The following is a 20,025-nucleotide window of genomic DNA, read 5'->3' on the forward strand; positions in this document are numbered from 1 at the left end:
GTGATTTGAGGAAGCCCACACTATACCGCTTACGGTTAGTGTGGGAGGATGTCACCCTGGAACAACCTGCTCATATGCTAATTCCCCGGCTGCTAGCTGTACCCGCGAGTGAACCAGTCTAAATAAAAAATGAAGGATGAAGTTTTTCAGACTTCATCCTTCATCCTTTACGCTTGATGCACAAATGTAGTTGGAATGACTGTTTTGCCTTCGCTAGCGGAACATACTACTGACAGAACTGTCTTCGTGAATCCGCCAGATGGTTTCCCCAAGCAGATTAGCCACTGACAAGACTACCAACTGTGGAAAGCGATCGCTTTCTGCAATTGGAATCGTATTTGTGACAATGACTTCCTCAAATACGCCACTTGACAAGCGCTCAATCGCAGGTGGCGAGAATACCGCGTGAGTGGCACAGGCATACACCTGACGAGCTCCTTCCTCACGCAGCAGTTTTGCTCCCGCAGCGATGGTACCGCCAGTGTCTATAATGTCATCCACCAGCACTGCCGTTTTGTCCTTGACATCACCGATGACATTTAACACTTCGGCAACGTTGTGAGCCTGACGACGTTTATCGATAATCGCCAAGGGCGCATCGTTGAGCTTTTTCGCAAATGCCCTAGCTCGTGCTACACCACCGACATCTGGGGAAACCACGACAAGGTCTGGCAGTTGTTTGCTCGCTAGATAATCGAGCAACACTGGAGAACCGTAGACGTGATCTAGCGGTATATCGAAATAGCCTTGAATCTGAGCTGAGTGCAAATCCATTGCCAGAATACGGTTAGCACCTGCTTCTGTCATGAGATTTGCTACCAGCTTGGCAGTGATTGATTCTCTTCCTGCTGTTTTCCGGTCAGCGCGAGCATAACCATAATAAGGAAGGACTGCAGTGACCTGCCGTGCGGAAGCACGCCGACAGGCATCAATCATAATCAGCAGTTCCATCAAGTTGTCATTCACAGGACGACAACAGGGCTGGATGAGATAAACATCACAGCCCCGTATCGATTCCTGGATTTGAATATATAGTTCTCCATCCGCAAATCGTTTGCGAATCATTGGTCCCAAGTCCATGCCCAGGTAACGAGCGACTTCTTGAGCCAGTGGTACGTTGGCAGAGCCAGAGAACAGCCGCAGGCGATTATTTTCAGATAGTCCTGTTGCAGTCGGCTGCACTTTTAAAGTTGCAGAACTGAGCACAGCAGATCCTCTATGTGCATTCATGGCAATCTTATCACCAGACATTTGACAGCTTTAACCCAAAATACTCAAAAAAAATATCTGTGAGCTTTTTTGAAGCTTTCATAAAAACTTTATACATACCTCTACAAAACTACATTTTGCTAATTCTCCAGCCCTTGCACATACAAACAATTGATAGCTTAGCTGACATTAAGTCTCTAAACCATACCTATGATTTAGATTTTTTGGCTTTCATTGAAAAAATCCAACTTAATTTGGATGTATGCTTAGCAGAATGCTCCCCTTTAACCACCTCATTTATCACTGTGAGCAAGCATTCACAGCTTAACTTACTGTTATCTTAAGAGAAAAGTAAGTACAAACACTTAAAAGCTATCCTAAATAAGGACAACTGGATATTTAATGATACTAGTTCTGACTGCAAACTGAGAAAGTGTTAAACTTTATTTCCAATTTTGGATCAAACAGCATGATTCAAAGGTAGCGGAAGTTAATAAGCCGTTACTCATCTGTTTAAATCGTGATACGGATTTATACAGAAAGCCGCCCCGATTTTATATAGAGTACCACATTCACGTACGCAAGATGTGTTCGGTTCAAATGAAAATCGCTATAAATATATAGAGCTCTATCTACAATGTCGGTCTGGAAACTATCCGTATCTTAGTGAAGTCCTCCTCTGTTGCTACTACACTCAATTGATTGACGATGCAACCACCCATTACAGCTGACACTGTCTTGCAAAACCGTTACCGGATCACTCAAACTCTCGGCCAGGGTGGATTTGGTAGAACCTATTTAGCCCAGGATCAAAGACGCTTTAACGAACTTTGTGCCATTAAGGAATTAATTCCAACAGTAACGGGGGGCTACGCTTGGGAGAAGGCAAAAGAACTGTTTGAGCGAGAGGCTGCAATCTTATATCAAATACAACACCCGCAAGTACCTCAATTCCGGGAGAGATTTGAACAAGACCAGCGCTTGTTTTTGGTGCAAGACTATGTTGCCGGAAAAACTTATCGTACTTTATTCGATGAACGCAAAGCCTCTGGTGGGACGTTTACAGAACAAGAAGTGTTGCAACTGGTACGCTCTTTGTTACCAGTGTTGGAGTATCTTCACAGTCAAGGAATTATTCACCGGGATATCGCACCAGATAATATTATTCTGCGAGACAGCGACAATTTACCAGTGTTAATCGACTTTGGGGTGGTCAAAGAACTGGCAACGAAATTAAAGTCTCCAGATAAAACAACGCCAGTCACCACTGTAGGAAAATATGGCTATGCCCCTAGTGAGCAAATCCAAACAGGTCGAGCATATCCTAGCAGTGATTTGTATGCACTAGCGGTGACAGCAATCGTGTTGCTGACTGGGAAAGAACCTCAAGATTTATTTGATGAACACCATCTTACTTGGAATTGGCAACGCTGGGTGAGTGTCAATCCACAATTTGCGTCTGTGTTGAATCGGATGTTGAACTCAAAACCGGGCGATCGCTACCAAAATGCTACTGATGTATTACAAGCATTACAAGCTCCCCAACAACCCAACGTTTCAACTCCTAATCTTTCCAATGTACAAACAATTGCCGTTGGTCGCCGCCCGGATTTAGTACAACCATCAGTACAACCATCTACTCCCAACAAACCTAAGCCAGTCATTCCACAACAGACCAACCGTTCAGTTTTAGATAATCCTTTGGCACTTTTAGGAATCACCATTATTGTTATTCTTGTCGCTGGAGTTGGTTCTTGGGCGGTGGTTATGTCCATCCGCAATAAGTCACAAGCAACACCAGAAACAGCATCAACACAGCCGCAAACTTTCCCTTCACCTGTGATTCCTGGTGGAACTACCGTAACACCTACACCCAGATCCACGCCGACACCCACACCGACACCCACACCTACCAACAATGAACCTGTTGTTTATAGCAAGCGCCTAAATTTTGGAACATCTAACACTACTAACGTTGAGGGGACTCTCAAAGCTAATCAAACAATTGAGTACACTTTTTCTGCTGAAGAAGGGCAACAGTTAACTGTATTGCTTGCCCAAAAAGGCAGTGTTTTGCTGTCAGTTTTGGCCCCAAATCAAGAACCAATCGACAATGCAGCCAGAGAGTTTTCATTTTACCAAGGAACATTGCCTTTTACTGGGAAATACACGATTCAGGTACGTCCTGTCCCAGAACTTCCTCAAAGCAATTACAGTTTTAGTGTTGGATTAGAAAACCCAGTCAAACCCACACCCACACCCACAGAAATCCCACCTTCACCTACACCCACAGAAACCCCACCTTCACCTACACCCACAGAAACCCCACCTTCACCTACACCCACACCCACAGACATCTCACCTTCACCCACACCCACAGAACAACCGTCCACAGTTCCTCCGATTGACCAACAAAATAACCCGCCTGCTAGTGAAACACCCAATCCTGTTCCTGGTCAAACAGGTACGCTGCCAAGGCTGTAGAGCTTTATGCAAAAATGACATTAAATTTATGCTAAATTTCCATAGAATGGAACGATAAGCGATTTATCATAGTAACTGTTAAATATTAGTTATTAGCAACTAATGACTAATGACTAATGACTGATAAACTGTTGAACGCACTGCTGGTTACAGGGACGGATACAGAGGTTGGCAAAACTGTTTTAACGACAGCATTGGCAGCTTACTGGCAAAAATATCATTCTTCCCGCAGCTTGGGAATTATGAAACTGATGCAATCGGGAGAGGGCGATCGCGAGTGGTATCAAAAATTATTTTCTTTAGACCAATCTCCTGAAGAACTGACACCTTTATATTTTCAAGCACCCCTAGCCCCTCCCATTGCTGCAGCAAAAGAAAATAAGACCATAGATTTAGCAAAAGTGTGGCAAACTTTTACAGCTTTGCGTCAGCGCCGTGATTTTCTATTAGTAGAAGCTTTAGGAGGATTAGGTTCGCCAGTCACAAATGAACTCACCGTCGCTGACTTAGCGGGAGAATGGCACTTACCTACGGTGTTGGTTGTACCCGTCAAATTGGGTGCAATAGCCCAAGCAGTCGCGAATGTTGCATTAGCACGACAATTACGAGTGAATTTAAAAGGAATAATTCTCAACTGCGTTCAACCTCGAAGAAATGAAGAAATTGCTGACTGGACACCAATAGAGTTGATAGAATCGCTGACTTACATTCCAGTTTTGGGCTGCTTACCGTATGTGGATAATCTAACTGATTTGGAAAAAATGGCACAAGTCGCATCAAATTTAGATTTAGAACGATTGCTACCTTTTGCAAAAGTTTAAAGCGTAAAAATAAAAATACTCAGCCGTCATTTAAATTTAAAAAATGTGAGACATGGTTTCTACATTCCCAAATCCCTCTTCTGTTGATTTATCTCGCGTCCGACTCTCCATCCGTTCACTGCAACCACAACTTGTGGAGTGGCGACGGCGTTTGCATCAAAAACCAGAATTGGGTTTCCAAGAAAAACTAACCGCCCAATTTGTCTCGCAGAAATTGCAAGAATGGGGAATTGAGCATCAAACTGGCATTGCCCAAACTGGCATTGTCGCCACGATTCGGGGTAACAACAGCACTGAAAAAGTGTTGGCCATTCGGGCAGATATGGATGCTTTGCCTATTCAAGAACTCAACGAGGTGCCCTACTGCTCACAACACGATGGAGTTATGCACGCTTGTGGGCATGACGGACATACAGCGATCGCCCTAGGGACAGCATACTATCTCCAGCAGAATCGAGACACTTTTGGTGGTACTGTCAAAATTATCTTTCAGCCAGCGGAAGAAGGACCAGGAGGCGCAAAGCCGATGATAGAAGCCGGGGTGTTGAAAAACCCCGATGTTGACGCAATTATCGGTTTGCACCTTTGGAATAATCTGCCTTTGGGGACGATAGGTGTCCGGGCTGGTGCATTGATGGCAGCTGTAGAATTATTCCGATGCACAGTGTTGGGCAAAGGTGGACATGGTGCCATGCCTCATCAAACCATTGATTCGATTGTGGTTGCTGCACAAATTATCAATGCTTTGCAAACCATTGTTGCTCGTAATGTCAATCCGATTGATTCAGCAGTCGTGACAGTCGGTGAATTGCATGCTGGAACAGCCGAGAACGTCATTGCTGATACAGCTTGGATGCGTGGTACAGTACGCTATTTTAATCCAGAATTGAAAGGCTTGTTCCACCAGCGAGTCGAGCAAATTATTGCAGGAATCTGTCAGAGTCATGGCGCAAGGTATGACTTGGACTATTGGTCACTTTACCCACCAGTAATTAATGATGCTACTATAGCCGAACTGGTACGCTCAGTCGCCCAAGAAGTCGTGGAAACGCCTGTGGGTGTTGTTCCTGAATGCCAAACAATGGGCGGCGAGGATATGTCTTACTTCTTGCAAGAAGTTCCTGGTTGCTATTTCTTCCTTGGTTCCGCTAATCCTGAGAAAGGCTTGGCGTATCCTCATCATCATCCCCGGTTTGATTTTGATGAAACCGTCTTGCCGATGGGTGTAGAGATGTTTGTTCGCTGCGTAGAAAAATTCTGTAATTAATCAAGGTAGATGGGTATCAATAAATATTGAGTTCGATATCCAAAGATTCATCTCCCATGAAGCCAATGATCATCAACAGCACTGCGGAATTTCTGGCTGTCGCTCAAAAGCACGGTCTTCGACTGAACGCCGAAAACGTAGAACTCAACGCATCAGGAGTCGATTTCCTCGTTGCGTTCGCCACTGATGAGGACGGCATTCCATGGGTGTTACGAGCACCCAGGCGGTCTGATGTCATCGAAAGGGCAGCCAGCGAAAACCGGGTGCTGGATCTGCTGCGCAAGCACCTCCCAGTCGCCGTGCCGGAATGGCGAGTGAATACAGAAGAGCTGATTGCCTACCCCAGACTTGCTGGCACTCCAGCCGCCACCATAGATCCGGTAGCCAAGAATTACGATTGGTACATCGACCAGCAGTCGCCCCCCGTCGCCTTCGTTGACTCATTGGCTCTTGCGATCGCGGCTCTGCACGCGATTGACCACGATGCGGCGTCCGAAGCTGGCGTCCGGGTGCTGCAGCCTACCGAGGTTCGGCAGTCACTCGCCAAGAAGATGGATAAGGCGAAACCTCTGCTGGGAGTCTCGGAATCGATATGGCAGCGGTGGCAGAACTGGCTTGCCGACGACACATACTGGCCCAACTACTCGGCACTAGTTCACGGCGACCTGCACCCAGGGCACATATTGGTTGACCAGGAGCATCGGGTAACGGGACTGCTCGACTGGACAGAAGCCGAGGTTGGCGATCCAGCGACGGACTTTGCCATGTACTACGGCATTTTCGGTGAGTCTGCACTTGCTCATCTGCTTCAGCGGTACCAGGACGCCGGAGGTCGGGTGTGGTCTCGAATGCACGATCACATCGTTGAGCTGTATTGCGCCTACCCTATGGCGATCGCGATGTTCGTGCTGCTGACGGGTGACGACACCTACCTAGAACTGGCGCAGATGATGCTGTCCGCACATGAACAGCAAATGGCTGGTTTGTGATGAACTTTCTTCCATTGCGCTTGACACCATGCGTATTTTTAGTCTATACACAGTCGAGCGCTTTTTTGTGCCTTTTTCAACCCCGTCGAACTCACGTACTTTTATGTGTACCCATCTACTTAATAAATGAATTCCTCAACGTTAGATCCATCTGTCGCCTCTGCACTAGCAGACTTTGAAAAATCCAACGCGCCCGGTGTTTGGTCAAGTCTAGATAAAAACCAAGTGCTGGCGGACATGAAAATACGCCTGAATGACCCCTTTCAAGTCAACCAAGGTCAACAACCATTTTGCGGTCCAGCATCAATTTTATTTGAGTTAGTTCGCAAACAACCGCTGCGCTACGTGCAAATTTGTCGGAGTTTGTTTGAAACTGGTAGTTTTCAAGGGCAAACCAGACGCATTGAAACATTGTATAGGTTGCGTCAAAGCCGAGGCAGACTACGAATGGGGCAAGCCGATTGGATGATTTTGGCAACACTACGGGATTCAGAAAACCTACTTTTTTCTGTTGAACCAGACGGTCCGGATATACTGAGAAATTTGGCAGGTATGACCAAATCCTGGGAGATGAAAGGCTGGACACAGGAGGTACTAGGTTATCGTAAAGTAAAGCACATTCCTACTTACCTATACGGCGAATTCGAGGTTTTGAATGAAGCAGCAGCAGTTATTGCCTCTGGTGGTGTGGTTTTCGCTTTAATTACCGCCTCAGGTTTACTAGGTACTGGCAACAAACCCCTTTTACCTTACCCTAATCACTGGATTACCTTACTTGGAAATATTTCGATTCAAGGGGGTGATTGGTTAGACAAACAAAGGGGACGCATCAGCTTGGATGTCTACTCTTGGGCGAGAAAATATCATATTGACCTGGATGAGGAACCATTCGAGGATTATTTCTGGGGTGTTGTCATGGGTTCGATGTGATGTCATTGGCAATAGTCAATGCTTAGCCCAAATCACGCATATAAGCAAGAGCGAAAATACTTAAAAATAAGAAGAGTTGCGATCGCAATCCCAGCACCCGCATAAAACACGCCACTGATTCCGCCAATGCCAAAGGCAATTCCCATCAGCAGGGGTCCTAGTATTCGTCCTAAATTGCAAAATGCCCCGTTAACCGAAATGACCGTAGCCAAATACTCCTTGGATGCTCGCGCCGCAACGAGTGATAGGATAATGGGGGAACAAATGCCAAAGCCAATTCCAAACATCACGGTTTGGATTAAGAGTAACCAAAGATTGGATACAAATGGCACGCTCAATAGAGCTAAAGCATAAAAAACAAAAGATACTCTAATTAAAGTTGTTTCTGGAAACCGTCTTGTCAGTCTTCCTACCTGTGAAGCTGCGATCGCAATTGCCACAGGTATGCTAGCAAGTATCAGTCCAATGACCAAACTGGATGATTTAAATGAATCTGCTATCAAAAGTGGTAAATAAACCAATCTTTTGTGGGGGTACGTTTAAGGAAGCAATTGGTGATGAAGTGACAGAGGTCAAGGTTGGCGATCGCGTGGCATTTAATGTTGAAGGCGCTAACACCTATGCAGAAAAAGCCGTTGTGAATAGCGATCGCCTCGCTCCCAATTCCCAAAACCTCCGTAGGGCTTTGGTGGGCATTGCGTATATGACTTTAACGGTATAGCGGAAGTCCCCACCCTCAACGTACAAAGTAGGGTGGGGATTACTGCGCCCTCGGGACGATTGCATCTGCCTAAAAGCTGGTTGTCCTACCGTTAGCAGCGCCCTCTTCGTTTATAAGTAAGAACTTGCTTAGTTAAAAGTTACTTCCGTAACAAGCAGCTTTCGTCTATCGAATTCATCAGTCTTTATCACTAGAAAAATGTACTTATTTCTCCCTTTTTCCATTACCCATTCAGCTACTCGTAAATAATAAAGCCTGCGGCTGGAACTGTAATCTTAATAGACTTGCCATTTCTAGATTCAACGGGTATCTGTTTGCCTATTTGCTCTTTATCAGTGGAGTAGATACACTTCAGGAGGTCGCCTTCGTTGTGCAATTGGTTATCAAGGGTTACCCAGGCTGTTTGAGGCTGATAATAGTCGGTATTAATAGCCAAAAGCATCTCCTTCAAACTGAAAACACGAGACCAAGGAACAACGGAACGTATCTGACCTCCAATCATTTCCGGTAAACCAAAGTTTTGTCCATCTCCAGAAATTGCTCGCAGGTATTGGCGACCTCGGCGCAAAACTTTTTTCTCACTTCGGATTTTCAAAATCTCTGCCAGTTCTTGATAGATTGGGTTTTCTTCATTAAAAAAGTGTACTCCCCGGCTTCTGAATGCTCCAAACTCGCCGCCGAACATGGCTTCCCGCAAATACTGATCGCTACGCCCACTGCCGTCAAAGCCTTGTTCGGTGCCGTAGTAAATACAAGGAATTCCCAGAGTTGTCGCATTGAGAGCTAAAGCATTCAACACGACTTTCGAGGCATCTCGGTCAGCACAAAACCGACCTTTGTTTTCTCCCTTGCGTACTTGGTCGTGGTCGTCAAACATTGTAACGACCTTGTTTCTAAACCAAATGTGAGACTCTTTATCGACCAACTCAGAATTACGAAATAGGCTAAAGTAATCTCTGGGATTGCGGTATCCTTTAATCAGGTATTCGAGTTTGTCGGGGATATCATCAATACCCAAAGCTGCATCCAAACCCGTTTGCTCCAAGGTTCTAAATGCATTTATCCGTCCTCCAGTAATCTCACCGACTAAGAAGAAATTTTCCTTACCAATGCTTTGAGCAAACTCATGGATAACCGAAGCAAAAAAGCGGGTAGCGCCTACTTCCATGTGTTTGACAGTATCGATGCGGAATCCATCAATGTCTGTATCAGCTATCCAAAATGCATACGCTTTACACAGATGTGTGAGCGCAGCCGAAGGCCTATAATTGTCCAGGTTTCCTTGACCGTGTTTGACATCTTTTAAATCGGAAAAATCTCCCTCTAAATACTCTGGATTGTGATCCCAATTATTAATGTGTCCTTTTTGGGTGTAGAAAGACGGGTCTTGGAATTCAACGGGCCAAACTGCGGCATCCAGATCCGGCCAGGTTGACGGATTGTCGGGGTCAGTTTTCTGAAAAGGTATGGTGGGATGTCCCTCTTTATCGTTAAATCCCTTGACTTGATAAGGATTTCCATCCCAACGGCTATCGAGAAACCAATTGCCATTTCCGTCCTGCGTCCAATAGCGATCAGCAGCATAACTAAACACGTTGCCAGTGTGATTCAGAATAATATCTAAAATCACATAGATGCCATTGGCGTGAGCCGTTTTCACTAACTCTTTCAAATCCTTGTGGGTTCCAAAACGAGGCTCAATTTCAAGAAAATTTTGGATACCATAGCCGTGGTAGGTTTCTTGGAATCTTATCTGCTTGAAAATTGGGCTAATCCATATGGTTGTCACCCCTAAGCGCTTTAAGTAACCAATTTTACTTTTTAGCCCCTTGAGATTACCGCCAACATACTTGACTCCAGCCTTACGCCAACGTTCTGCGTCTTCAGGAGTTTTTACGGAATTTTCTTTGTTTTGCTCTTTGAACATTGAGGTTGTGCGGGTTTCGCTTTTAGGAACTACGTTTCCCTCAATGTCCTTGTATCCAATTTCTTTATCGTCGGAAAAGCGATCAAGCATCATAAAGTAGAACACTTGATCTTCCCAAGCAATCGGGGACGGGTAGTAATCTCCGTCGGCGATGAATGACTCAAGATCCAATTTAGATAGTTGCCTTTCAACCATTTTGAAATTCTCCAAGTGATGAATCGTGTATTCTGAATAGGTGCATTAGGTAGGCGAGCGCCCATCAGCTTCAGGAGTACTTAGGGTCAGACCTTCCCAAGTAGGGTAAAAGCAGCGAGCGAGCGAGCGACGCGGTAGAAGAGTTTCATGCTTTTAGCCTTCATAGTTGTACAGAAACTTGGTCAACTGTAGAAAAACACTGTTCTATAGATAAATAGGTGGCACTTTGGTTGACTTATGCAGCAAGTAAATAAACTAGTCAGTACAAGTAATGTACGAGCTGTAATCTTTTGGTGCATTTCCCCTACCTCCTAGCAGCTAATCTCGATAGCTGTCGTAATCTCGGTAGTTGTAATCTCGATAAATTCGGCGGCTTCTACCGTCCCTAGAACAGATTCGCCGGGTTTGATTTTCTGCCACCCATCCTGGTTCTGGAGCATAGATTTCCAGCCAATCGCCTTGCTGTCCGATAACTTCTAACTCCGTGCCGTTAGGCAGCATGGTAATCAGGTTGTTAAAGCGAACTTTGGGTGCTGATCGAACATCGGCGTAGCCGTCCCAGTCCTTTGCAACCGTGCGACAAGATCCTGCTTGAGCTATTTGGGTGGAAGTGGTTAGGAAACAAGTGAGGAGTGTTGTTGCACTCAGGCTCATAGGGACTAATAACCTAGTGAATTGAACGGGAGATTGAATGCGGTTCATTGAACTTTTAGCTTCTCTGTCTTGCTTCGGGCGCTGTAACTAAATCGTATGGTTGTCGCTTGTTTGCCACCTCGCATGATCGGTTTGCGCGATTGATTCATCCGGTCGGGTGAATCGACTGATGGAGCAAACAGGCGCGTTAGCAGGAAGTGCTGAAGTGGTCAAACCAGTAACTCTAATATCAAAGAGCCTTTTATCTTTAACGAGAAATCAATAGACTTCTTGCATTGATTCCAAAAAAAGAATAATTAACCACAGATGGACACAGATGGACACAGATGGAACTCACATTCCGCAATCTTGTCTAATGATCACTGTTTGGAATGAGCAATGGCTAGGTCAATTCCCGCTCTGCAACTGATCAGCAAACGCATAATGAAAAGTGTTCACCTTTGCTTACCTGTCAGGATGTCCTTTGCTCGCTATCTCAATACGCTTCGAGCGATTAGGCAACCCGCACATTCTACGGTTTCCCAGGAGTTTTTGACGTGGCGGCATCGCTTTTTGTTCAACCGTGTTCGTTTACTGGTTTGGGTTGTCCTAATTGTGTTGTTGTTGGTGACAATCCTCAACCTGACAATCAACATTCCCAGCCTCAATGCTTTGGGTAATCCACAGATGGCATTTGGTGCAGAAAGAACCTTGAGGTATATGCTGACGAGTGGAACTCAGATTGTAAGTGTACTGCTGTGTCTGCTGCTCCTCAAGCATCCCAGTATGCGCGCTCACCCAGAACGGTTATTTTTGCTGTTTGCTTGGTCTGTTCTGCTATCACCTCAAATCATCGACACTTTTTATAAAGAAGCCCGATTTGACGCAGGTGATTGGATTCTGTTTTATGCCATTCAAGCAATCCTGATTCCAGTGCAATGGCGGTTGCATATTATATCACAAGTGGTTGTCTTGGGGCATTTCACCCTTGCGGTACTGCTGGGGTTGAGAGATCCCGATGTGCCACTCTTAGCAACGTATGTGCTAGGAGGTTTTTATACCGTTTTGATTTGCTTTATAGCGGATCTAGGGGTGTTTCTCTACGAACGTTCCTTGCAACGGGAATTGAAAATGCGGCAACAACTGCAAGTGTTCCTCCATGCGGTTTCTCATGATTTACGCAATCCCGTGTTGGGGATGGTGATGACATTAAAAAGCTTTTTGAAGCCATCGGGTGAAGATGCAAAGATTCCTCAAGAACTACTCGAGCAAATGATTGCAAGTGGCGATCGCCAAGTTGAACTGATTAACTCGCTGCTGGAAGCGCATTCCACTGAGTTGCATGGCATTGTCCTTCACCGTCAGCCAATCAGACTGGATACATTGGTAAATTCAATCATCACTGATTTTCAGCCATTCTTTGGGCAAGCACAAACAACGTTAACTCAGGTCATCTCGCCTGACTTGCCATTGGTGAATGCTGATCCACTACATCTGCGGCGGGTGTACGAAAACTTGATTTCCAACGCGCTGCGATACAACCGTCCTGGCTTGCATTTGACGTTTACTGCAGAAGTTATTGAAGGGAAGCAGAAAGGCAAAGGTTCTAGGCGGCGGAGAATTTTTCACGCCAAAGCTAACAGTCAAAACCTAACAGCTAAAAGCCAGTGGGTTCGCTGTACGGTGAGTGACAATGGTGTTGGCATGACTCAGCAGCAATGCGATCGCCTCTTTGAACTTTACACTTGTGGTCCCGACAGGCGACAATCCCTTAGTCTCGGCTTAGGACTCTATATGTGTCGGCAAATTATTACCGCCCACGACGGCGAGATAGGCGTGATCAGCAGTCCGGATCATGGCTCCACGTTTTGGTTTACACTGCCCGTTTAGTAGTGAGTTCACGATGAACGTCAATAATATACATACCAATCAAGCCGCCAGCAAGCACACCCGTCTCGCTGCCTTTTGGGCTGTCCTCGGTGCGCTGGGGACGCTTGCTGTTTTCCCTTACCTGGCAACAATCAACCAGTCGTCAACTGCATCACTGCCTCTGCCGTTACCTGTATTAGCAATCGCCAGCGCAACCCAAAGCGGCATTCTCCTTTTCATCCTGGGCTGGATTGGGCTACGGTTGGGGCGATCGCTAGGACTCGACACCCCCTTTGCGCGTGCCTTTGTTTATGGGTTAAAACCACCCGCCCTATCGAAACGTGCCATTAATTTTGCACTGATCAGCGGTTTTTTAGGGGGATTTGTCATCCTTGGGCTGGCTTTGCTGTTTCAACCCTTTATGCCGCAAACAGCACAGTCTACAACTGTCAACATTGCCCTGTGGAAGCGCGCACTCGCTTCTTTTTATGGTGGGATTACGGAGGAGCTATTACTGCGCCTATTTTTGATGACGCTGATTGCCTGGGTTTTCTGGAAGATTGGGTTGCGAGAAGGCGAACAACCTTCACGGCTGGCGTTCTGGCTAGCGATCGCGCTCTCTGCCCTGCTGTTTGGGGTTGGTCATCTGCCAAGCGCTGCTGCCCTCTGGTCATTGACCCCAATTGTCATTACCCGAACGATGGTGCTAAACTCCCTGCTGGGGATAGCATTTGGCTTCCTCTACTGGCAGTGGGGGTTGGAATACGCCATGTTGTCTCATTTCTGTGCTGATATCGTGCTGCATATCATCGGTGGTAGTTAAGGCACCTATCCGACTAAGCCCGATCGCAACGCCACCACTGCCGCTTGCACTCGGTCATTCACCAGCAGCTTATTCATGATTCCTCGCACATAAGTTTTAACAGTGTGTTCGCTTAGGTACAACGCCTTGGCAATGTCTGGATTGCTGCAACCATCCACAATCAGCCGCAACACCTCCAGTTCCCTGTCTGATAGTGTTCCGGGAGGAATGGATGGAGTGGGTTTTGTCGCTCTTGGAGGTGGTTTGAGCTGGTCAATCACAGACTGAGCCACTTGGGCATCTAGGTAAGTTGCTCCTTCATGAACCACAGCGATCGCTTTGACTAACTGCTCCGCACTCGTTCCTTTGACACAGTAGCCTTCAGCACCACTGGAAAGCGCGGCAATCACCTCAGTTTGAGAGGTATGGGATGTGAGCATCACGACCTTCACATTCGGTAAGACTCGCTTAATTTCTTGCGTAGCAGCAATTCCATCCATATGGGGCATCCCAACATCCATGACAACCACATCTGGCTGGAGGGCGATGGCGGCTTCCACGCCCAAATATCCATCCTCTGCCATGCCAACAATTTCAAGCTGAGGTTGGCTAAAGAGCGAATGTTTCAGTCCAATCCGCATCATGGGGTCATCTTCGACAATCAAAATTCGTAGCGTTAGTTGCTTGGGTTCCTCACTCATATGAAAGCGTGAACTAAATAATTTTCTTAACAGAAGAGTTACAATTTCGTTTCATTAGTTTAAGTAGCTAGACACGAATGACCTGAGTCAGTTCAGCGGTTTAAAATTTTATCTTAAATGTCATGTTATTGAGGGAAGCACCCTGTTTGCATATAATATGCAAAAAAATTTTGTGATAGATAATTGCGCTTCTAATTTGCTCGTCCTTAACCAATTCGCGACCAATGAGTTGGGAGTTCCACATCATCTGGTAAGCGAGTTGTGACATCACCTAGTGCCAGTGTAATCTGATGGGGTTCCAAGTTTTTCGCTCCTGTCAGGATTGCTCCTTCGAGTTTGACATCACTCATCTTGGTTGCACTGAGATTGGCTCCCATGAGATTTGCGCCACAGAGGTTTGCTTGGTCGAGAATTGCCATTTGTAGATTGGTACCCATCAGATTTGCTCCACCAAGGTCAGCTTCTCTGAGGCTTGCTTCAGAAAAGTTGGCAAAAAACACCTCTGTGTGTTGTAGTTTAGCTGCATTAAGGTTTGCACCTTGCAGGTTCGCTCCATTGAGGTTTGCTTGTTGCAAATTGGCTCCTATCAAACCTGTGTCCTGAAGGTTGGCTTTACCCAGCTTTGCTCCTTGCAAATTAGCTAAAAACAGCTTTGCCCCTTGTAAGTTAGCAACTTTGAAATTAGACCCAGCCAAATTGGCTTTATATAAGTTAGCTCCCTGTAGATTAGCTCCACGCAGACTTGCTCCTGTAAGATTTGCTGCACGCAAGTTTGCCCCACACACCCAAGCCCGATTGAGGTTTGCCCCACAGAGGTTTGCATCTGGTAAATTGGTTGATTGCAAGTTGGCTTCATACAGAATTGACCCACACAGTTGAGCACCCTCCAAATCTGCCTCACTCAAGTCGGCTTCTCGTAGGTCTGCTTGACACAGGTCAGCTCCCCGTAAGTCTGCTTGTTGCAGGTTTGCTTTATGCAGGTCTGCTCCCCTCATGTTGGCATACCGTAAATCAATTCTCTGATTTGGCTGTTCTTTTTCGGCATCGCGTCTAGCGATGACGCTCAAAGCTGCTTGAATATCTGTACGAATTCTTGCTGGTGTTTGTTGTGTTTCCTCCTCTTGCGATTGACTAGCAGCATTTTCTCGCACAAAAGCTGTCAGAATTTCCATGATTGTCCAGTATTCTTTGGGACAATCTTGGGCAACTCTTTCTAAGGCGTAAATTGCACCTGTGCGTGTTGCAACACTTTCATGTCCAAGCTGGGTAATTGCTGTCATAAAGCGTTCTGCAACTAGCTGTTCTTGACCTAGGAGGGCATTCTTCGTTTCAATCTCATTGCTTTTTTCAGCTGCGATCGCCCTTTTTTGACTAGCTTCCACTCCTTTCGCTGCCACATATGCATGAATCATCACTGCTAATCCCAAAAAAAGGGTCGCAGTCGTTGATAATGCTTGAGTTCTATTTTCTATTTTTTCTTGGTTTGACAACCCCGAGCTTTGGGAAAATGTTAAGAAAATCACCGTTGGTGATAAAGTAAACATCGCTGTTATTACTATCAACCAATTTTTTAGTACGTCTGTCTTCCTAGCAGACATAATTGTTGTGTCCCTCAAAACACCGATTATTTACGTAGATTATTTGAAAAAAGAGTATAGCATTTGTCTCAAAATTTCAATATCTGCCGAAAGCTCGGTAGATGCTGCTGTTGCTTTGCATTGCCCATTTGAGAATTTGCTCTTAGACAAAAAGCTTGCCTTTCACCAGATATCACCCATATTTGATGATATTTCTTGTGATTCCAAGTGTTGAGAGCCTTTGGTATGCGTCCCATAGACACTGACTTATCTGAATTATTTTTGATACATCCTAGTACCATAAAACTCTGTTGCAAATAGGGTAGCTTGGTAGAGAATTGTTTATTGTTGGTTGCCATCATTAAAGTTTGCGCCCTGACATTGTCTTTTTCAAATCGTTTGTCTCAAGGAAATTTTTGCCCGCTATATTGCTTTGTATCTCCTTTAAGGCATCAAAGGAGAATCGCAAAAATTAGCAACAATTTCCATTGCGAATTGTTCTACAAAATCAAGTGCACCCTGAGAAGGTTCCATCTTTTCATCAAACAGTTGTCTGACTACCATCCCTCTATTTTATTTAAAGTAATTATCTTGATTGATTTTGAGAAATGACGCAACCCTCTAAGGAAACTTTTTTTTATTTGATTTCTTAAAATAATTTTTCTAATTCTCTGGGACATCAATAAATAACTACAGCTAATATCCTTAATATTAGACAGTAATAGTTAATACTTGACCTACCATATACGGTTTTTACAGAAAATTCAAATTATAAAGATTTGATAAATATAGCGGTTTTGTTTGGTTTGTGAACTTGACTTTTTTTTAAAATCCTACATAACACAGACTAAAGAGAGTTTGGAGGATCTTACGATTTGCTAGCGATTTCTATACACAGATAATTAAACCCAACAAAACAGAAAAAATATATTGTGTAACTTGTATGATTAATGATGTCAAAACTGGCATTGTTAGATAGAATAAAAAATTGCAAAACACTTAAGCGATATAATAGTTAAGAAAATAAATGATTTGCTGACACTGTTACACATAGTAACCGCTCCGAAAAACCTACCCAAAGCTAGACAGAAATAGTCATTTGTGGACAAGTCGGAGCGTGCAGTCTAAGTCTTAACTGACTACGTTCATTTGGTCATGACACCTTGATAGTACCGTGAGCCATCAGGCTCTGTCGAAGGCGGTTAAGTAATGAGTAAACAGGTTTATAGCTCTAGTGCCGCCTTCTTAACAAGCCATTTGAACATTGACGTTAGCGAAGCGGAACCTCTTAGGTTCGGCAAACGTTACTTAGCAATAAGGCTGACAGAATATGTCACCGATACACATCTATACAAAATTACCTTTCTTTGTATAGATGTGTACAGAAATCGAGTTACAGTTAGTAGCCCGAACCCTGATAGCAGAAACAGCGTAAGCATTTGCCTCACCGCAAAAGATGCAGGAAAATTTACAGCCGATTGTTAGAGATTTAGTGCTGATTGGTGGCGGTCACAGCCATGCCATTGTGCTAAGAATGTTTGGCATGAAACCAATACCCGGAGTGCGTTTAACGTTGATTACCGAAAGTTCGGATACACCGTACTCTGGAATGCTACCAGGACACATTGCCGGATTTTACAGTCATGACGAATGCCATATTGACTTACGACGCTTAGCGAATTTTGCTCAAGCGCAGTTGTATATTGACCGAGTTGTTGGTCTTGATTTGGAGAACAACAAAGTTCTTTGTGCTAACCGTCCTGCGGTAGCTTTCGATGTGCTGTCAATTGATATTGGTAGCACTCCCGCCATAATATCTGTACCAGGTGCAGCAGAATATACAATTGCGGCTAAGCCTGTATCTAAATTGCTACAATACTGGGATCAAATTTGTAGAGACGAGAGGTGGCGCGTCTCTCAAGAAGCCATGAAAATTGCAATTGTGGGTGGAGGTGCAGGCGGCGTAGAATTGGCGTTGTCAATGCAAGCTCATTTACATCGGATTTTATCTGGTGCCTTGAGTGAGGTTGGAAACAAGACAAAAGCTTTGGAAATTCATCTATTCCAGCGCGAAGCGGAACTGATGCCTCATTATCACAAGTCGGTGCGAGGTTTAGTTAAGCAAGTTTTGCTTCAGCAGGGTGTTGAGTTGCATCTTGGGGAAAGTGTGTGTCAAGTCAAACCGCATACAGTGGTATGTGAATCTGGGTTGACAGTTGAGTGCAATTCAATTTTCTGGGTGACACAAGCATCAGCACCCCAGTGGTTAAAATCAGCGGGACTCGCGACTGATGAGCAAGGTTTTATTTTGGTTGAGGATACATTGCAATCTCTATCTCACCCGCACATCTTTGCTGCTGGTGATATTGCCACAATGATAAATCATCCTCGTCCCAAAGCTGGAGTGTTTGCTGTAAGACAAGGTAAGCCTTTGTTTGAGAATTTGCAGCGAGTTTTGTTAGGAAAGCCCCTCAAACCGTATAAACCACAGAAACAATATTTAAGTTTAATTGGTACAGGAGATGGACGCGCGATCGCTACACGTGGTTCGTTTACCTTACCACCTAACAAACTCCTATGGCGCTCGAAAGACTGGATTGACCGCTCTTTTATGGAACGCTTCAATAATTTGCCAGAAATGGGGACTAGAAACTGGGGGAAGAATTTTCCCAATCTCCAATCGCCAATCGCCAATACCGAATCCCTGGTGATGCGTTGTGCTGGATGTGGTTCAAAGGTGGGTAGTACAGTTCTAGAGAGAGTTTTGTCCCGTATCAAATCAGAACAACCGAGTGGAGAAGAAAGAACAGATATCGTCATTGGTTTGGATGCACCAGATGACGCGGCGGTGGTGCAAGTCCCAACAGGACAGTTGATGGTACATACTATTGATTATTTTCGTTCTTTGATCAATGACCCATATATCTTTGGACAAATTAGCGCTAATCATTGCTTGAGTGATATTTTTGCAATGGGGGCTATTCCTCAAAGTAGTTTGGCGATCGCCACGATTCCCTACGCCCAAGCAGCTAAAGTCGAAGAAACTCTTTATCAGTTATTATCAGGTGCGGTGAAAGTACTCAACCAATCTCAAGCACCTCTGATTGGCGGACACACTACCGAAGGCGCAGAACTGGGATTTGGGTTATCTTGCAACGGTTTAGCTTATCCTGACAAACTATTACGCAAAAGCGGAATGCAACCAGGACAAGTGCTGATTTTGACCAAAGCACTCGGAACAGGGACACTCTTTGCTGCTGATATGCGCCGCCAGGCTAAAGGTTATTGGATTGATGATGCTGTAGAGTCGATGCTACTGTCAAATCAAGCTGCTGCTGCGTGTTTATTGGAACATGGGGCAACTGCTTGCACTGATGTCACAGGTTTTGGATTGCTGGGACACTTAATGGAGATGGTGTTAGCTTCCAATGTGGCGATTGAGTTACAGCTAGAAGCTATCCCAGTTTTGGCAGGAGCAAGCCAGACAACAGAAAAAGGGATTTTTAGCTCGCTCCATCCAGAAAATCTGCGAGCATCACGTTATATTGATAACTTGGAGCAAGTTGAGAGTCATGCGCATTATCCTTTGTTATTCGATCCACAAACCGCTGGTGGACTCTTAGCTTCTATTCCAGAGTCACAAGCTAGTAGCTGTTTGGCTGCACTCAAAGACTTGGGGTATGAATCGAGTTGTGCGATCGCGCGTGTTGTGTCGCAGGTTGAGGGTAAAAAGCCAGTCACTTTCATACATAAAATTGATGCTCTAGCTATTGGCGTCTAAAGTCCTGAGTGTCATACCTAAGGCGGTGTCGGCGTTTTTGTAGCAGTGGAACAAAAAGCGACGAAGGAAAGCTGCTTCCACAAAACTGCTGATAAAGCTTGTTAAGTGCGATTCAAATA

The 20,025-nt window shown here is 45.0% G+C and carries 15 protein-coding genes; 9 read left to right on the forward strand and 6 right to left on the reverse strand.

Annotation, left to right across the window (positions count from 1 at the left end; translation table 11 throughout):
• Nucleotides 1-213 precede the first annotated feature (213 nt).
• The gene (locus AACT52_RS18005) at nucleotides 214-1,230 is read right to left on the reverse strand and encodes a ribose-phosphate pyrophosphokinase (protein WP_073627152.1); all 1,017 of its coding nucleotides are present in this window, start codon (nucleotides 1,228-1,230) and stop codon (nucleotides 214-216) included.
• A gap of 687 nt (nucleotides 1,231-1,917) precedes the next feature.
• Between AACT52_RS18005 and AACT52_RS18010 the strand changes: the two genes are divergently transcribed.
• The 5 genes from AACT52_RS18010 (at nucleotide 1,918) to AACT52_RS18030 (ending at nucleotide 7,700) form a co-directional block, all read left to right on the forward strand.
• The gene (locus AACT52_RS18010; protein ID WP_073626820.1) at nucleotides 1,918-3,693 is read left to right on the forward strand and encodes a serine/threonine-protein kinase; all 1,776 of its coding nucleotides are present in this window, start codon (nucleotides 1,918-1,920) and stop codon (nucleotides 3,691-3,693) included.
• Nucleotides 3,694-3,824: 131 nt separating this feature from the next.
• Nucleotides 3,825-4,514 (forward strand): dethiobiotin synthase, encoded by a 690-nt coding sequence (gene bioD, locus AACT52_RS18015; protein ID WP_073627154.1) that lies wholly within the window; start codon nucleotides 3,825-3,827, stop codon nucleotides 4,512-4,514.
• 52 nt (nucleotides 4,515-4,566) lie between these two features.
• Nucleotides 4,567-5,781 (forward strand): M20 family metallopeptidase, encoded by a 1,215-nt coding sequence (locus AACT52_RS18020; RefSeq protein WP_073626822.1) that lies wholly within the window; start codon nucleotides 4,567-4,569, stop codon nucleotides 5,779-5,781.
• Between the two features lie 56 nt (nucleotides 5,782-5,837).
• On the forward strand, nucleotides 5,838-6,770 hold the full coding sequence (locus AACT52_RS18025) for a macrolide 2'-phosphotransferase (protein ID WP_073626824.1): 933 nt from the start codon (nucleotides 5,838-5,840) through the stop codon (nucleotides 6,768-6,770).
• A 126-nt stretch (nucleotides 6,771-6,896) separates the two neighbouring features.
• A complete protein-coding gene (locus AACT52_RS18030) occupies nucleotides 6,897-7,700 on the forward strand; it encodes a hypothetical protein (RefSeq protein WP_073626826.1) in 804 nt (267 codons plus the stop codon).
• A gap of 32 nt (nucleotides 7,701-7,732) precedes the next feature.
• Here the strand turns inward: AACT52_RS18030 and AACT52_RS18035 are convergent, their stop codons facing one another.
• Nucleotides 7,733-8,173 carry an MFS transporter gene (locus AACT52_RS18035; RefSeq protein WP_233153776.1) on the reverse strand — a complete coding sequence of 147 codons (441 nt, stop codon included), beginning with the start codon at nucleotides 8,171-8,173 and terminating at the stop codon, nucleotides 7,733-7,735.
• Nucleotides 8,174-8,187: 14 nt separating this feature from the next.
• On the opposite strand from AACT52_RS18035, the gene AACT52_RS18040 reads away from it, so the two are divergent.
• On the forward strand, nucleotides 8,188-8,421 hold the full coding sequence (locus tag AACT52_RS18040) for a hypothetical protein (RefSeq protein WP_073626830.1): 234 nt from the start codon (nucleotides 8,188-8,190) through the stop codon (nucleotides 8,419-8,421).
• 235 nt (nucleotides 8,422-8,656) lie between these two features.
• Here AACT52_RS18040 and AACT52_RS18045 read toward each other — a convergent pair whose 3' ends face one another.
• Together AACT52_RS18045 and AACT52_RS18050 are read right to left on the reverse strand one after the other, a co-directional pair.
• Nucleotides 8,657-10,543 (reverse strand): alpha-amylase family glycosyl hydrolase, encoded by a 1,887-nt coding sequence (locus AACT52_RS18045; RefSeq protein WP_073626832.1) that lies wholly within the window; start codon nucleotides 10,541-10,543, stop codon nucleotides 8,657-8,659.
• A gap of 318 nt (nucleotides 10,544-10,861) precedes the next feature.
• Entirely contained in the window at nucleotides 10,862-11,245 is a 384-nt protein-coding gene (locus AACT52_RS18050; RefSeq protein ID WP_073626834.1) for an SH3 domain-containing protein, read from the reverse strand.
• 330 nt (nucleotides 11,246-11,575) lie between these two features.
• Here AACT52_RS18050 and AACT52_RS18055 point away from each other — a divergent pair, with 330 nt between their 5' ends.
• A complete protein-coding gene (locus AACT52_RS18055; RefSeq protein WP_073626836.1) occupies nucleotides 11,576-13,066 on the forward strand; it encodes a sensor histidine kinase in 1,491 nt (496 codons plus the stop codon).
• The gene (locus AACT52_RS18060) at nucleotides 13,032-13,868 is read left to right on the forward strand and encodes a CPBP family glutamic-type intramembrane protease (RefSeq protein ID WP_083629961.1); all 837 of its coding nucleotides are present in this window, start codon (nucleotides 13,032-13,034) and stop codon (nucleotides 13,866-13,868) included. The genes AACT52_RS18055 and AACT52_RS18060 overlap by 35 nt, the downstream gene beginning before the upstream one ends.
• A gap of 5 nt (nucleotides 13,869-13,873) precedes the next feature.
• On the opposite strand, the gene AACT52_RS18065 is transcribed toward AACT52_RS18060, so the two are convergent.
• Together AACT52_RS18065 and AACT52_RS18070 are read right to left on the reverse strand one after the other, a co-directional pair.
• A complete protein-coding gene (locus AACT52_RS18065; RefSeq protein ID WP_073626841.1) occupies nucleotides 13,874-14,548 on the reverse strand; it encodes a response regulator in 675 nt (224 codons plus the stop codon).
• A 206-nt stretch (nucleotides 14,549-14,754) separates the two neighbouring features.
• Nucleotides 14,755-16,146: a pentapeptide repeat-containing protein gene (locus AACT52_RS18070; protein ID WP_073626843.1), complete on the reverse strand. Its 1,392-nt coding sequence runs from the start codon at nucleotides 16,144-16,146 to the stop codon at nucleotides 14,755-14,757.
• Nucleotides 16,147-17,581: 1,435 nt separating this feature from the next.
• Here AACT52_RS18070 and selD point away from each other — a divergent pair.
• A complete protein-coding gene (gene selD, locus AACT52_RS18080) occupies nucleotides 17,582-19,906 on the forward strand; it encodes a selenide, water dikinase SelD (protein WP_073626847.1) in 2,325 nt (774 codons plus the stop codon).
• Nucleotides 19,907-20,025 lie beyond the last annotated feature (119 nt).

Source organism: Scytonema sp. HK-05, from assembly GCF_963872035.1.
Taxonomy (GTDB): domain Bacteria; phylum Cyanobacteriota; class Cyanobacteriia; order Cyanobacteriales; family Nostocaceae; genus Kalymmatonema.

What these genes read in the sequence shown, in the direction of transcription:
- AACT52_RS18005 (WP_073627152.1), bottom strand. Translation starts at nt 1,230, where the DNA reads ATGAATGCACATAGAGGATCTGCTGTGCTCAGTTCTGCAACTTTAAAA.
- AACT52_RS18010 (WP_073626820.1), top strand. Translation starts at nt 1,918, where the DNA reads ATGCAACCACCCATTACAGCTGACACTGTCTTGCAAAACCGTTACCGG.
- AACT52_RS18020 (WP_073626822.1), top strand. Translation starts at nt 4,567, where the DNA reads ATGGTTTCTACATTCCCAAATCCCTCTTCTGTTGATTTATCTCGCGTC.
- AACT52_RS18025 (WP_073626824.1), top strand. Translation starts at nt 5,838, where the DNA reads ATGAAGCCAATGATCATCAACAGCACTGCGGAATTTCTGGCTGTCGCT.
- AACT52_RS18030 (WP_073626826.1), top strand. Translation starts at nt 6,897, where the DNA reads ATGAATTCCTCAACGTTAGATCCATCTGTCGCCTCTGCACTAGCAGAC.
- AACT52_RS18040 (WP_073626830.1), top strand. Translation starts at nt 8,188, where the DNA reads ATGAATCTGCTATCAAAAGTGGTAAATAAACCAATCTTTTGTGGGGGT.
- AACT52_RS18045 (WP_073626832.1), bottom strand. Translation starts at nt 10,543, where the DNA reads ATGGTTGAAAGGCAACTATCTAAATTGGATCTTGAGTCATTCATCGCC.
- AACT52_RS18050 (WP_073626834.1), bottom strand. Translation starts at nt 11,245, where the DNA reads ATGAACCGCATTCAATCTCCCGTTCAATTCACTAGGTTATTAGTCCCT.
- AACT52_RS18055 (WP_073626836.1), top strand. Translation starts at nt 11,576, where the DNA reads ATGGCTAGGTCAATTCCCGCTCTGCAACTGATCAGCAAACGCATAATG.
- AACT52_RS18060 (WP_083629961.1), top strand. Translation starts at nt 13,032, where the DNA reads ATGGCTCCACGTTTTGGTTTACACTGCCCGTTTAGTAGTGAGTTCACG.
- AACT52_RS18065 (WP_073626841.1), bottom strand. Translation starts at nt 14,548, where the DNA reads ATGAGTGAGGAACCCAAGCAACTAACGCTACGAATTTTGATTGTCGAA.
- AACT52_RS18070 (WP_073626843.1), bottom strand. Translation starts at nt 16,146, where the DNA reads ATGTCTGCTAGGAAGACAGACGTACTAAAAAATTGGTTGATAGTAATA.
- selD (WP_073626847.1), top strand. Translation starts at nt 17,582, where the DNA reads ATGCAGGAAAATTTACAGCCGATTGTTAGAGATTTAGTGCTGATTGGT.